The 15,456-nt window shown below is 56.2% G+C and carries 8 protein-coding genes and 1 pseudogene; 2 read left to right on the top strand and 7 right to left on the bottom strand.

The features are described 5' to 3' along the window. Together HKD40_RS17245 and HKD40_RS17240 are read left to right on the top strand one after the other, a co-directional pair. Positions 1-951 (top strand): AAA family ATPase (locus HKD40_RS17245; protein WP_169197011.1); only part of this gene is annotated, 951 nt, incomplete at its 5' end. Between the two features lie 381 nt (positions 952-1,332). After that, positions 1,333-1,704 (top strand): DUF4113 domain-containing protein, encoded by a 372-nt coding sequence (locus tag HKD40_RS17240; protein WP_169197010.1) that lies wholly within the window; start codon positions 1,333-1,335, stop codon positions 1,702-1,704. Here the strand turns inward: HKD40_RS17240 and HKD40_RS17235 are convergent. From HKD40_RS17235 to HKD40_RS17995, 7 genes and pseudogenes are all read right to left on the bottom strand, one after another. Then, complete coding sequence (locus HKD40_RS17235) at positions 1,676-2,353, bottom strand: hypothetical protein (protein ID WP_169197009.1); 678 nt, start codon at positions 2,351-2,353, stop codon at positions 1,676-1,678. The genes HKD40_RS17240 and HKD40_RS17235 overlap by 29 nt on opposite strands. A gap of 7 nt (positions 2,354-2,360) precedes the next feature. Then, complete coding sequence (locus HKD40_RS17230) at positions 2,361-4,265, bottom strand: hypothetical protein (RefSeq protein ID WP_169197008.1); 1,905 nt, start codon at positions 4,263-4,265, stop codon at positions 2,361-2,363. A 24-nt stretch (positions 4,266-4,289) separates the two neighbouring features. Then, positions 4,290-5,639 carry an RDD family protein gene (locus HKD40_RS17750; protein WP_210257154.1) on the bottom strand — a complete coding sequence of 450 codons (1,350 nt, stop codon included), beginning with the start codon at positions 5,637-5,639 and terminating at the stop codon, positions 4,290-4,292. 1,053 nt (positions 5,640-6,692) lie between these two features. Then, positions 6,693-7,139, bottom strand: coding sequence for an SMI1/KNR4 family protein (locus HKD40_RS17220; protein WP_169197007.1), 447 nt, complete (start codon positions 7,137-7,139; stop codon positions 6,693-6,695). An 8-nt stretch (positions 7,140-7,147) separates the two neighbouring features. Then, a complete protein-coding gene (locus tag HKD40_RS17215; RefSeq protein ID WP_169197006.1) occupies positions 7,148-13,105 on the bottom strand; it encodes a DUF637 domain-containing protein in 5,958 nt (1,985 codons plus the stop codon). An 11-nt stretch (positions 13,106-13,116) separates the two neighbouring features. After that, positions 13,117-14,679 carry a ShlB/FhaC/HecB family hemolysin secretion/activation protein gene (locus HKD40_RS17210; protein ID WP_169197005.1) on the bottom strand — a complete coding sequence of 521 codons (1,563 nt, stop codon included), beginning with the start codon at positions 14,677-14,679 and terminating at the stop codon, positions 13,117-13,119. Positions 14,680-15,363: 684 nt separating this feature from the next. After that, positions 15,364-15,456 (bottom strand): annotated as a pseudogene (locus tag HKD40_RS17995) (integrase); the annotation flags it as partial.

Here is a 15,456-nt window from a genome sequence, read left to right as displayed (position 1 = left end):
ATCAACTTCGTCCTCACCGAGATCGACCGCGTGCGCAAATCCGGTCGACCAGTGCTTTTGATCGCCGCTACCAATCATTTCGGGAAGCTAGACACTGCCCTCATCCGCCCCGGGCGCCTCGAGCGTCGCATCAGCGTGCTGCTGCCTGACGGGGATGAGCGTCGGGCTATGTTCCGCAAGGTGTTGGGCGATCGCATTACGGCCAAAGGCATTGACACCTTAGCGCGCCTCTCATCCGGAGCTACCCCAGCTCAAATCGAGAGTTGGTGCGCGGGTGCTTTCGCCACGGCTGCAGCTCAGAAACGTGCTCTGGCACTGAGCGACCTTATCGCCCAAATTGCACCGCCAAGTCTGCGTTCGCCGCAGATGGACCGTGCTGTTGCGCTGCACGAGGCAGGCCACGCCATGGTCGCCCATGAGCTTGGCGTGCCGGTGCTGGAAATCTCTATCATCGGCTCCGAAGGCGTGGGAGGCTGGGTTCATGCCAAGCCAGATCATGCGTTGCTGACCCGCGACATGGTTGAGCGAACCGCTACGCTGATGTTGGCCGGGCGCGCAGCCGACATGGTGCTGGGTGGTGGTGCCCATGCAGGCGCGGCTAATGACCTCGAGACCGTCAACAGATTGCTGCGTTCGGCGATGCTCGAGCTCGGGCTCTATGGTTCACTGACCACACCGAGCAACACTGACCTGCGACACTATCAAGGCACCACGTTCTGGGCGCGCATCGGTGCCGAAACAGACCGGCTACTAGAGCTAGCCTGCGAAATCGTCGACCGTCGCCGCGACGATATCGGCAAGCTTGTCGAAGCTCTGCTGGTCGAACGTGTGGTAACCGGCGAGCGGCTCGCTGAACTCCTCCGACCCGAGATCAACGAGCCGTTCGAAACTGTCGAGTATTCGAAGGCCGATACGGACATGGAATCGTCGCTGCCCTCCGGGAGAGTTTGATCACAGACGCCGACTCAATCCGTATCGTCGCCTATGACCGGAGGTCTACGAAGAAGCTGTGCCTGCGTGCTCGGGCCATCAGTCCCGAGCACGAAACACTCATCGCAAATGCCAGTAAGGCTGCACTCCTCTCAATCACTATCAGCATGCTCGGGGGCGCCATCAGGAGGAGGACGCGCGTACTTTGGTATTGCCCCAAGCCCAAGAGCGCTAAGCTGAACTCGCCAAGCGACTGCCTCAGGTGGCCCTGGTACTGGCGCAGCGTCCGACATTTCATTTTACGGCGGATTAGGGGCCGGTTGCAGACCGTCAGCTTTAGGCATCGAGACTTGATGAGCGGACATACTGCATCGCGGGTGTGATCCTCAGTGCAGCGTCTCCATGACCGTCGACATCCCGGAAGCGACGAACGACACCCTGGCGCTCATCAAAGCTGCCAGGCGAGCTGTGGATCGGCTATGGCAGTCAGGCTTCCGCTACACCAAGGCTGTTATCATCACTCAGGATCTGGTGCCGCCGGCCATTGCGCAACGAGCACTCTTCGATACTCTCGACCACGACAAGGCCTTCAAGGTGATGGCTGCCATGGACGAGGCAAACAGGCGCTGGGGTCGTCCAACCGTTGTGCCGGCGGCAACGATGGGCGGGCCAAAGAAGCAGCAGACCTTCAGCACGAAGTTTGAGATGCGGTCACCGCGGTTTACGACGCGGTGGGATGAGCTGCCTACTGACCTTCATCAAGATTTCGGCTGATGGTCTTGATCAGGTCAGTAAGCTTGTCGGCCACCCGCACGTACGAGCGTGCCTCGTCAACCGACACCGCGCCTTCAGGCTCATGCATCGCACGGTTGCGGAGTTTGCGAAGACCTTCATAAGTTTCCGCTTCTGTTGACGGCAACAGCCCCCAGCGGGCTAAGTTACGGCTCATGCTTAGCTTCGACCGCAGCATGTTGGAACGTTTTGCATCAGAGATATCTTGATCAAAGTCCATCTTCATCAACACGCTCGCTCGCGTGAGAAGCGCATCAGACGCTGCTTCGAGATCTTTCCATGCCGCAATAATCGCACCGGTTGGTGAAGCTGCAGCCATATCAACCAACTGAGTCAATCGCTGATTATTTTCCTTTGCCACCTGCCGGTCTGGGGTCTCGATATCTTTCGCCTGGTCAACAACGGCTTCAACCCGATTCTTGAAGCTCATCTCGGCACCAGCTAGCTTCAGTCCATCGAGATCAGGCAGTTTTGCCAGTATCTGCTTGTGGAAGAGCCAGATGGCCAAGATCACGACCAAGGGCCCAGCCAATGATCCGATCACGCCTTGGTAGAAGTCGAGCCACAAGGCTTCAGAAGCATCTGGATAGACCAACACTGGGGACGCAGCGTCGATGACCTCGTTGACCATGTTTTCCCTAGAAACTGTTAGCTTCAATGGCCGGCGCCACGTGCGAGTCCCATATCTTTAAGATCGGCAACACGCATAGCTGAAAGATAAACCACAGCGCATATACGGTGTTTGGATGGTAGCAATACCCCGTGTTGAACTTGCCGTGCGCAAGCTCATGGCGCAGTCCTGGACCAGGCTTTCCGTTAAACAACAGGTCGATTTGCAGCACGTTGTCTGCTGTAAAAATCCGATCCATTTCCGCTTTGAAATTCCGCAGTAGTGCGTCCAAAGAGCGATCCTCTTGGACCATATCGCTGAGGATTTTCGATGAGTCTGTATTCAGGTTTTTTAGAACGTGGCGGATCGAATTTTCGATCTGCGGTATCAACAGGTGAACTGCCGATACATAGTCACCCTGGATAAAGCGGGCCATTCCTAAAGCGAAGATGTGCTCGTGGCTCGCCGGCACGAAAGGACTGTATCTCACGATTGGATAGAAGTGCCGCTCACTGACAGGGAATGACGATGAAAGGAACTCCCTGGCGGGGTGGATATAGCCGTTCACAAGCTGGAAGCGTCGATAGCCCTCCAGCTCCTCCATCTTGTACTTGATCCACTGCTCACTGGGCTGCTCACCGATGCCAGGCGCCTCAAGCTCAGCAATCACTTTGCCATCGGCGTCGTGATGCGTGGCGCCGAACATGGAGACAATGGACTGCTCGTTCAGCGTCTCTAACGCCTCGGCACGGAGGTTTTCAACTGAGCTGGGCCAAGTCAAGAAAGCGAACTGCTTGATGCCTTCCGCGAGACCCAATTCCTCAAACACTTTGATTGTGCTATTGATTGTGTCGCCCATGTCCATGGGAATGCTGAAGGAGCTGAGCTCGGCTAAGGCCTCTTCCTGCAGTGTACGCATCTGCGTGAACAGCTGGTCCTGATACTCTTTGGTATCGGGGATATTCCGCAGCTGTGAGATCGCTTCACGTAGCCAGTGCGCTTTTGCAGACGCCTGGAAAACTTGCTCCTTCATAGCGATCGTCATCTCGACAGACGCAAGCTGACATCGCCTCACGTCATCGGGCAACTTGAGATAGTCGTAGACAGATTCTGCCAACTCCCACACGCTCTTAAGAGCCATGGGATATGCCTCCGCCTTCTTAGAGGCATCGTGGGCAAACTGCTCCAATTCCTTCGCCAGAGACAGATTGTCCATTAGAGAATGTCGAAAACGAAGGCCTGCGGCACGCTTGAAAGGCACTACATCCAGATGGGCCTGGGCAGCATCGTACAAGGCATCCACAGCCGAAATGACGCGGTTAGGGAGCGGAGTGCCCCGTTTCGCCGTCATCGTGGATATCTGGATCGCTCGCTCGACTAGATCGACCTCCTCGATCGACACGTCTGATTCCCGCTCAAATCGAACTTTGTATTTGCCGCTACGGAGGCCTTCCGCGGCCTCACAATAGGCTTCGATGGCTTCAAGAGCAGCTGGAGCTTTGGTTCTGTCGTTCACCCACACAACGTCAGCTATGCGAGCCCGAAGGCCTGGATGTTTGACCTTATCAAACACAACGTTGAGCGCCTCGTTCTGCTCGCCCTTCCAATCCGCAGGTATTGATGACCGGCGGCTGCCCATCACGATTTGAGCGCCGTAGGTCTCAGCCTTATCCTTCAATTTGAAATGCAGGCCACAAATCTGCGACAGCAGTTGAAAGACGCCGGATTGGGGCTCTACGCCTGCAGCATCTAGAAACGCCTTGCGGTAGGCAGATTCCAGAACGTGACATTCTACTTCGTCGACGCCTGCAATAGGCGCCTCAAATTCCAGCAGATCGAAGTCCTCAGCTGGGACAATTCTGAGTGGTGCAGCTGGTGCTTCTTGCTCAGCCGAAGTCTTATCCGACTGTTCGCTATCGGCGTCACTAGTCATTAAAATCGCCCTTGTAGGCCGCCATCAGCGAACAGTCCCCATCAATGCCATCGTCATTTCTGGCACTCCCACTTCTTGAGCTGTGGCCTTACCCGTGTCGATGTAGACCACCCTCCAGAAGCTGTTAGAGCCAACCTGGGTGACATAAACGGTTGTCGGCCATTTGTCGGCGATCGACTGGCCAGACGCTTTCGACATGGGGATTGAGAGACCTGCAGGTGTCCATGAGCCCAAAGGAGTGGTCGCGGCAAGGGCTGTCTGCAGGCCCATCTTGTATTGCTCGAGCGTTATGTCTGCCGTCTCAACAGCGATAAAAGCCACGACGCCGGTGTTCACGTTCGTGAAGGCGTCCAGGCGTGCGCCGTCCGGGCCTGCAGTGACTTCGTGAGCCCAACCTGCCGGGATTGTGGCTACGCGGCTAGTGACAGGGTTGGTCCAACGTGCAGTAGTTTGCAGACGCTGCTGATCCAGTTTCTCGACTGCGTTCAGAGCGTAAATTCCGCACAGTAGAGCAATGGTTACAAGCATGCCTACAACGCGACGAAAGGTGTTGTTCGAAAAGCTCCGAACGGTAGCTCGGCCTAGGTCATAGTCTGTTGGGAGCTTATCCCGCACTTTCCGAAATGCCGGCACCATCGTGAAAAGACACAGAATGGGGATGCCCAGGCAAAGTCCCTTTCCCCAAACCGTCAGTTCGCGAACAACAGTGTCGCCAACGCTGAACTTCGGTGCTCCAGAAACAGGAAGCGCTTTTATGCCAAACAGGGCCTTGCCGAGACTGTTGCCGAAAATCGAAATGATCAGACCGTTGATGATCATAATCAGCGGAAGCATGAGAAAGAATACCGCTCGGCTATCAGCCATGTACCATTGAAGCGACAGGGGAATGCTAATACTGGGCAGAGCCAGCGTGATGCCCGTCGCAATCACAGTCCCAATCAGTGACATGTCGAAAGTACGAGCGAAGTATCGTGTCCAAGGACCAGCCAGGCCAACTGTCCCACTGTAAGTTGGCTCGTTGGAGGGCGGTGCTACGGAGAATTCTTCCTCAGTGCTGTCTTGTACTTCTGGATCTAGACGTACGGCCTCTACGATATGAGGCACTACAGCGGTTTCCTGCCGCGGCTGAAACGGGGGCGCCTGAAGCGGTACCGCCGGTGGCACCGATCGAGTTGGCAAAGGAGGTGGAGTTACTGTGGGAAAAAGATCCGAAAACTCCGGCTCGCTGCGGACAGGCGACCACTGCGGCATGCCTTCACGCCAGACTAATGCGGTCTTGTCTAAAGTGCCGACAAGCAAAAGCGAGCGTATGTCTTCGGCATCATGCGGCCCGTCAGGCTCGCCGCCGTTTATAGAATAAAACCAGTCAGTCAAAGCAGCCCCCAATATTTGGCCACTTTGCCAGCCGGCAATGGGGGCGGCAAGACGGAACGAAAACCTGACTTGGTTTTATAAGTTAGCAAAAGTTATTTTGACGTGCGGAAACAGTGCAGACACGTCGCTCTCACTGAAGCTCGCCCTCAAACAGGGACGTGTCCGTCCATCCGTCGATTTGGGGCTTCTTTCGTTTGGCCGAATCTATGACGTCCGCTTTTAAGGGATGTCAGCCAGAAGCAAACTGTCCGCAACCCACCCAATCTGGTCTCTGGCCAAGTGTTTCGGCGATGTCCGCTTTCGGGCAAGCGCGTGATCCGCCCGAACGTCCGATATGGGGCGCGTAGCAGTCGTTGGGAGAGAGCGGCCTTCTCCCCCTATTACTACTGTCCCCACAACACGGGACCTGCCGGCTGCGTCGCCTACAAGGAGGGAGGGGAGGGTCGGGTGCCGCCCCCACTGCTTCGCCCCTTCGTACGGTCCCTAAAGCTCTCTAGCCTGCCCTGCCGAGCCCGCTGGCTGGCCTCACGCCTGCGCCCCAACTTCAGCGCCAAGCCTGTTTTGCGGACTAGTCTGAGATTGCGCCAACCACGTGGGCCCGGCCAACGGCTCGAGCGGCGCCGGGGTGTATGCGACTGGCGTCGCGATAGATTGTGGCGGCGTACTGTGCTTTTGGCACAGCCGGTGTTGCCTCGGTAATCATCCCTCTGCGCAGGCCTCTGACGGCACCACTAATGTGTTTCCGACGTGGCGTCGGCTTTCTGGCAGGCGTGTACACTGTTAAGTGCACCCTGTGTGGTGGGTGCGCCAGAGGCTACGAAGATTTAATAAATCCATAGCGGCAATGGCTCATCGATCCTGCCGCCGGCGGGAAAGTGCCATCCGGCCGAAGGCAGATATCCCTCACCACCTGCTCTGCGGATGATTTCGTCTTTGCTATTTTTCGTCGTCATCCTAGGCCATTCGGCGCTCAGACGAGACCAGAATTCTCCTTAGATCGCAAACTCATTTCTGAGACACAGGTGCTGATGCCGAACAACTGCAAATGGCTCCTCAAAGTCGGATCTTTCCGTCAGCTAGCTTAATCAAAAAATCGAAAAGACCAATATTGAATTGCTGATTCACCCCAGGTCCAAGGGCGAAAATCTTCGTTGCTGGTGAGACAGAGGTATCAAGATAAAAATAGACGCCAGTGCCGTCATCAGAAATGGGAATAAAGCTAGTACGATCGGCGCCAGCTTGCTGCCACGCTCGGAGCTGCTTAGTTACAGAAACGACATTTTGCCAAAGAGGAGGAGTATCCTCCTTAATTACAGGAAGGCCATAAACCTCCAGGCCATTTGCTAGTACCGCACCATATTTTCGCAATAGTTCCTGATACTCTTCCGGAAAATTTACCCCCAACTCCGCTTCGGCCTGGTAAATTAGAAAATCACTAACGGGTCCGACAACTTCTCCATTTTTACACAATTGATCAAATCTATCACGTGCTGTGCTCATCATATTTCCTAGGGAGAAATTAGGCCGGAACTCACAAAATCAGCATAGCGCATCTGCCAATACGAGTGTGAATATCCGGACTGTCGTAGAGGGCTGCCCGGCCCCGGGATGTGTAGTGGGCCACCAGTTAGAGGGTTATACTGATTTTGAGATTGCGTCACTTCGATCATCTGACCAGTTTCACGACCAACATGGTGCAATTGAAGCGGCTCCCATGCACCATTGGCTCCTCGCACAAATGGTGCCTGGCCATTCTTCATACGAGTAATGTTCTGATCACTTAGCTCTATGTCCGCTCTCTGGATCACTAACTCATCGCGATGGCGGATTACTCCGGTCCAAGTGGAGCTCACTCCAAAAGTTGCTTCGGCATTCGCGAGAAATTCGGCCTCATCCGCGTTTTTGGGGGTAATACTAGTAAATCGGTTCGTCCCTACATTTGGGGCCACAGCACTTTTTGCCCAACGTCCCAGATCGGTAGCGATTTTTGAGCCCGGGAGGATAACTCCAATGGAGAGCTCAACGACACCATCAAACACCAATTGATTGTGGATTTGCTCCGCCTGACCGCAGGCTGCGATGTTGCCAGCATTACAAGCATCTAGTGCTCGAGCGAGGCGAATGCCGTCACTAACGATCAGTGCCCTGTCTGTTGCTTCGAGTAGGGCAAGAACGCCCATCGCTAGCAAGACAGGGAAAGCATTGTTGCTGGCGGCGTTTCCGCCGGTCATGCCTCCCGTGCTGACGTCGCCTCCCACGATGAGCGCTGTTAGTCCACCGGTCAACGTTGCTACATTGATTCCCATAGATCGGAACGCTGCATAATCGGCAGCGAGATCCGCTTCCTGGATAGTTCCTGACTTAAGCTGGACCAACGTCGAACGCGTCCAGTTTTCCAACATGAGTAGGGCAGCTGCCTCACCACCGGCTGCGCCCGCTGCTCCCCCCACACAATCGCCCGCGGCCACGGCGCCCGTAGCGCAGCCGAGAGCCGCATGGGCGATCATTTGGGTCGCTACATCGATCTGACCAGATTTCGCCGCTACGCCAATCTCGGTCGCCACAGACTGCCCCAGCGTATCTGCGGCAGCCAGCCGCAAAGCTGAGATCAGCGACTGATCAAGCGGTTGGCCTTCGACGGTCGTTGATACGCCGACCTTGATTGCGGCCTTGATCAGGTTTGTTTGAGCCGCGTTGACGAAATTCTGGCCGAAATTCTGGCCGAAGTTTGCGCCCGGGGTGACAGCGCCGACTTGTGCGATGTCCAGTGCGCCTTGGGTTAGGCCCGCCGTGAGGATCGAACCAACCAGCGACCGAAGCGTGGATTCCGAGCCGAGTTCGGCCAGAACTGCCGCAAGATCACCCTGATTGTTGATCATCGAAATGGTGGTCTTTTGCAATAGGGCCGTAACACCTGCATCGATAGCCGCCATGGCTATAGCGTTGCCAGCCAGTCCCATGCTTCCGGCAATGGACGAGGTGAGGCTCGCGCCAAGGCCTGTACCGCCACTGACGGCTGCTACGGCCAAGGCCACAAGGGCGGCTCCGGCTTCGGTCAGACCTTGATCATAATAGTCCCAGTTTTCCTGCGCAGCTGTGACCGCTTGCCAGTCGACGTCTGGTCGATCTCGCAGATCATCCAGCCAAGCGAGGCCCTCGATCTGGGACAGTTGATCGATAGAGGCAGAAAGGTCACCGGTTTCACGATACTGGACGACGATCCCTTCGCTGGTTGTGATGTCGAGCCCACCACCAGATTGGATCATGGTGTGAACAACAGACTCGGTGCTCGAGCCTGCGTCGCTTGCCGTCCACCACAGGAGGCTTTCGGTATCCCGCGTCCGACGCTCAAAATCGCTATCAATGTTGGTCGAGAACGTCACCGAGCCATCAAGCGCCGCGAGTTCTACTTTGCCCTCTGCTGCAATAGTTGCTGCATCAAGTGCGATGTCGCCGCCTGCCGAGGTGACGCCGATGTTGCCACCAGCGGTGATACCGCCGCCGCTTGTTGTGACTGATTGGTGCTGCTCGGTCGTCGTTTGGTCGCTGCCAAATAGGAAACCAAGAACGCCTTCGCGCTCAAAGGTAACCGAGCGATCAGTCGTGGTGATGTCTTGGACAGCGGCGACCGTGACGTCTCCATCTGCTGCCAAGTGCACATCGCCACCGGCCGCAACTTCCGCTCCGAGGAGTGTCGCGTCGCCTCCGGCGGAAAGATCAATATTCCCGCCCGCTGACACAGTCGCGAGCTGGTTGGTGAGGCTGTAGCGGTTGTCAAAACCTTCATTGAAGGTAATGGACGATGAGGTTTCCTGCTCGAGCGCGGCGATGTTGATATCGCCACCCGCGGAGACGGCAAGATCGTCGCCGGCAGAAATGTTTCCTCCGATGGACGAGAAATCCCCGTCGGTTGCAATGTCAAGGTTGCCTTGGGCGACAATGGAGGCAGTCTGGTCGACCCGATCAGCAAAGCCCGTGGCGTTGTTATCTCGTGTGCTGGCCGTCTGGTTGACCAGATCGCCCGCCGCAATGGCGACATCGCCACCCGAGATCATCCCCGAAAGGTTCAGCAGTGACCCTTCGATATCGAGAACGACGTCATGGCCGTAAATGGCCCCGCCCAAATTGAGCAGATCACCGGTTAGGCCAATATCGAGACTATCGTCGGCGCTGACGAGACCAGTATTGGTCATGTCGGCGCTGGCGAGGATTATGCGATTGCCCAGCAGCTGTGCGCCGCCAGCTTGCCCGTCTTGGGCCGTGTTGGCCAGATAGACACGAGGCACTAGGACCTCAATGCCGTCAACAGTTGTGGTTTCGTACCAGATGATATCGGAAGTAAGCGCTGCGACCTGTTCTGCAGTAAGCGCTGCGCCAGGGCTCAGATTGAGGCTGGCTTGCGCGGCCAGTGCATTGTCATAAAGCGCTTTGACCTGATCGTAATCGGTATCAAAACCGTCAAGGAAGCGGCGGCCTGTGAGCGCCGCGATCTGTTCCTGAATAATCCTCGTCTCGACGTAGGCATCGCCCAGACGTTTCTGCGTCAGCTCCGGATCGAAGCCGGTTAAAGTGCTGAGGAAGCCGTCGGAGTTGTAGAATTTGCTGAGATCGACGAATTCCGATCGTGTCTCGATCAGGTAAGGGGAGGTGGGATCAGGAACGATCTGGTGCAGGCTGCCACCAGCGAGATAGCCTGACAGATCGATGCTTGGCGCCGAGCCCGAACTGTTGCTCCAGGTCAAATTGACTGAAACGAGGCCGGGAGCTGTCGTTCCAACACCGGAAGAGAGACCAACTTGGCCGGCACCTTGACGAATAGCGATATTGTCGATGCGGTCTGTAAAGTCGCCAGAGAGTGCGCCAGTTGCTTGGATGGTGGAGTATATCCCGCCAATCGTTGCGCTGGCCGTGCTGTAAGTCGGGGGGCTCTCGATCCATCGATATTTCCAGCCACTCCAGCAACCGCCAAAAACTTGCAGGCTGTCGCAGTACGTCTCTTCCCACCAGCTTCGTGTGGTGACTTGAGTGGTTTCAATCAGATCTCTGGCGGTGTTGACGAGATTGTCTCCCGTCAGCGTCACATCACCATTCGCCGCTATGAGGCTATAGGTGTTGGTGATGTCGTCCCCAACCAGAGTGAGATCCGAACCTGCTAGCAGGCGCGCTCGGTTGATGGTCCCAATCAGATATTCACGGGTGATGGTCGTTTCGACAATCAGGGGAATAGCACCACTCGTCGTCGTGCTGCTGGTGGTGCCAACGGAGATTCCTGTCGTCGTATTTTCGATCGTGCCGGCATTGATAGACAGATGGCCAGCGTTCGCCTCGATCAGCGCGTCGGTATTGGTAACTGACGCCGCGCCAGTTTGATTAAGGCCAGCTATGCTCAAGTTTTCGGCGCTGAAGATGGTGCCGGTGTTGTACAGTGCGCCATCGAGGCGGATGTCGATGTGCCGCTTTGCTGCGATGAGATCCGAATTGAGCAGCCAGCCGTCGAGCCCAATTTCGAGGTCTCTGCCAGCACCGATGGCGCCGGAGTTGTTGAGGTTTTCGGCTTCTATGGAGATGTCGCCACGTGCGACAAGCTCGCCGCCACTCAGTATGCTGACGGTGTGCGCGGCGCCCACGGAAACAGCTTCAGCTGATCGTAAACTGCCCGACAGGACGATGCCGCCGTCGGAAGTTACATCAATTGCGCCATTCGCCTCGAGGGCACCTGAATGGATCAATCCATCGGCGCCCGCCACGAGTCTGATTTCATCGAGCGCGCTAAGTTCGCCATTTTGGACTACGCGTGATCCATTGACCTCCAGCGAGTGACCAGCCTCGAGCTTGGCCGTGTTAGAGGCAACACCTGCTGTGGCCAAGAGAACAAGATCCTCACCGGCGAGGAGATCCGCCGTGTTGGCGACGGAGACAGCGTTCAACGACAAGTCGCTGGCGGCTTTCATGCGCATCGCGTTCGAAAGTGCGCCGGTGCCTGAGACTGTGATATTGCCGCCAGAGCGCAATTCGCCTCCGACCAAACTGAGGTCGCCTGTCGATGCGATCACTGCCTCTCCCGAGGACAATATCTGGGCGCCAGTGGCGTCGATACGTTCCGCGCTGATGTCGAGATCGGCGCTGCCCGCAAGAAGGCCCACGCTATCCAGGCCTGCGCCGACCACTGCCCCATTGCCGAGCGTGAGGTTGGCAGTTCGAAGCGAGAGATCGCCATCCGACGCCAACTGCCCAAGGAGCGTACTGTCACCCGTTATCTCAGCAAGCACGGCGTTGCCGCCGCGGACGGTCGTATTGGCTCCAATATGCAAATCACCCGAGGCAGTTATACTCAGTGTGCCTTTGCCAGCAGTGATTGAGCCCGATCCGTCGACGCCAGTCGCGACAAGGTCGCCATCAAGTTCAATGCCGATCCCAGACAGCGACACGTCGTTCCAAGCGGCGAGATAGCCGCTATCCAATGCGAGGTCCTGCCCGGCAGACAGTCGAAGCGTGCCGCCGGAGTAGACGCCACCTGTGATCTCCAATCGATCTGTGGCGCTTGCGCTGACGTTGCCAGAGGATGAGGCAGAGTTGAGCACCAGCTTCCCGCTGGATGTGAGCGACATGCCGCCAGCACCGGCGACGACATTGTCCGGCATACGTACACCGACACCGGCCTCCGTGCCTTCAAGCGTGATACGGCCCGCGTACATGCCACCAAGTGCAGAGGAGTCGAGGGCAAATGCCGGTGTCGATCCGCTGCCAATCCCGTTCTGGCCTACAGTGCGGGCGTCATAGTCGAAGTCATTGGCTCCGAGGAATATGCCCACGTCCTTGCCGTGAAGCGCACCGTTGAGGATTGCACTGCGGCTGATGATGTCGAAGTAATCCACATTGGAGGCATCCAGTCCGCCACTACCGACTTCAACGACGCCCCCTGTAACAGCCAGTTTTGAAAGTTTGCCATCTGGGCCAATAACGGGATTACCAGTAGCCAGTGTGGCACGGGGTGTATTGATGAAACCGCAGCCACTGCAGGTAATGCCATTCGGGTTCGCAATGACGAGGTCGGCAGCGACCCCGTGTATTTCGATCACACCGGCCAGCAGTGAGGTATTGGTGCTTGTGACCTCATTGAGAATGAGGCTTGCAGATCCTCCATCGAGGTTGGGATTGGCGTTGACGATGCCACCGAGCTCGGACTGGCCTACTGCCGTGGCATTATTGAGGATGAGCCCCGAGTTCCCGACGTTAAAGTCCGTGTAGCGGTTATGGGAGAGACCTGCGTCGTTCGCAGGTGCAATGTTGACCAGCGGCACGCCATTTGGCGCTGTGGTGATTATTGTGCCTGTACCAGAGGGATCGACCGCAAGAGACTGAGCATATGTCACTACAGTGGTCTGCACGACCAGATTGCCAGTCGTGAACAGTGCGACTGACAAACGAGCGGCGCGCAGGAGGCGCGAAGACCAAGACTGACGCATGAATATACTCACTAAAAGTGGATTGGGGCGATGCCAAAGCTGAAACGATAAACGGGTTGGCCGGGGAGGATTTGTGAGGAGAGTAGAGACTTCTCTAAGCTCACTTCCCCAAACACCATGCCATTTTGTAAGCGGATGCCTCCGGCGATGCCTGCTGCATTGCCCAATGTGCCCGCGTCGGACGCACCCGGAAACGACCAGCCAAGGTCCAGCGCCCCGAACACAGCTGCTTGCCCGAACATCGCCCTGAATGCGTCGTTGTCGAAGTCTGTCCGGTATGAAGCTTCATTTCGCACAATCACGGCGTTCTCACTGCCGAGGACTGCGCTCTCAAAGCCGCGCACCGATGAAGAGCCACCCACGCTCATGTGCTCAGAGCTATAGAGCGGGTCCGGGCTCCACTGTGCTCTCGCAGTCGTGGACCAGGTCATGCCATTCTGGTTCTGTAGAGTGAGGTCTACCTGACCATCCACCTTGGTGAAGATGGAGAAGGGATCTGCGTCGACATCCACGCCAAGAAAGGGCAGTCCACGCGAAACGCCAGCTGAGGCCTTAACGACGCCAATGCCGGATAGTTTTTCCTCGTGCTCGAGGCCAAGACGACCGATCGTCAGGTTTCTGCTCGATATGTCAATCAATGATCCTGCGAGAAAATTCCGATTGGCCTTGGAGGACAGGCCTAAAGTTAAGTGCGTTTTGCTGGACTGACTGCGTGTCAACAAGCGACGGATGTCGAAGGTATGGTTCCAGCTCTCGCCCGCGCTCTCAAAGGTTTGCAACTGGCCGGTGATCGGCGAGCGATAGCTGTAAAAGTTCGAGCTGACATCGAAAGTCCAATCGCCCACGGGAAGTGTCAAAGATGCGGTGACATTCTGAGAGGTTTTGCTGTTGTCAGCAGTGTCTAGATTTCGCTTGTACGACGCTCGGATCGTTTCGAAAGCGCCGAAGGTGTCCTCGAGGACCAAATTGGTCGCTGACTGCAGTTTTCCGGTGCTATCAGCTCCGCTGTTGTCGAGGCTTTGTTTGATCGAGATCGGCAGGCCTGACGAAATCTCGACAATCCCGACACTCGTTCCGACATCCTCACCTGGCCGAAATGAAACTTTCGCATCCATCGAGCCCAGAGAGTTGATCTGGTCGATACCCTGTTCGAAGGCCCTCAGTTGAACAACACGATCCGACTGAACCGGTAAAACCACATGACCTATGGCACGGGATTGCCCATTTTCTACCAGCTCCACATCTGCGAGTTGACCTTCCATGACGCTGATACGCAAGTGACCAGAGGATAAATCCTGTTCTGGCAAATATGCCCGGGACGTAACAAAGCCCGCATCGACATAAAGATTAGTGGTTTGCCGAACTAACTCGAACATCTGTTCGAGTGAAAAACAGGTGAGACCTGCGTGCAGTGAACTTAGATACTCCTGAGCAAAGAGACTTGCCCCGTCGAAAAGCACCTCGCGGATTGGGAGGCATTCGGCAGACGCCAAATTCGCAAGATCAGTTGGTGCTTCCGGCAAAGTGTTGGAAAGCGTTGAAGCGGTGCCAGAGCGCTCTGCCTCCAAGCGCATTGATTGTTCTGCTTGCTGTTGTTGCGCGTCGCGCTGCACGCGGGCCAGCGCATTTGCTTCTTGGGCTTTCGCCTGTGGAAGGCAATTGAGCAATGCAACACCCAAAACCGCAGTGGTTAGGCAACGCGTGGAAACATACCGCAAACCGAAATCGCCACAATTATACCGAAAAATACGTACTCATTTCTAGGTAGATTCGTGTGTGAGTCAATTTTTCTCGTGGCCACAGTTAGATGCGGTGCCGCCCGTGTCTACGCACGCGACCGCTCATTTTCGACCGGAGCAAGAAATCTGGGAGAAACGGGGCGCGCTGAGAATCCTAAGATTCAGGTCGGAACAGTCGGTGCGCCAAGCAGATATTACGATCAGACGTCAGACAATTTGTGGAGCTTGCTGAATGCCTTTGACTCGGGCGACCGATGACGCTGCGGAGGCGCCTAATAAGGATCTTCAGCAACAGCGGTGCCGCCAGATATGAGTTTAACGTTGACCGTGATTGGCCTGCTTTGGGGAAATTGCTTTAGCTGTGCCAACGTCTGAAATGGGGTCGGTTTCGGGCACGCTTAGTCGTGAATCGGCAGGGTGGCCGGTGTCCGCTTTGGGGAAGTGCCCGCGTGCTTGTTAGCGACCGAAATAGGGGGCTTCGCCGGCGAAGCACAACCGGCTGCCGGCGAAGTCGCTTGCTCAGATTTCGGTTGCCTCTGACAACGACAAAGCGTCGTCGACATCCACGCCAAGGTAACGAACTGTGTTCTCGATCTTGCTATGGCCAAGAAG

This window comes from Devosia sp. MC1541 (assembly GCF_012847305.1).
Classification (GTDB): Bacteria; Pseudomonadota; Alphaproteobacteria; order Rhizobiales; family Devosiaceae; genus Devosia.
The sequence above is the reverse complement of the archived record's forward strand: the minus strand, read 5'-3'. Positions and strand labels throughout refer to the sequence as shown.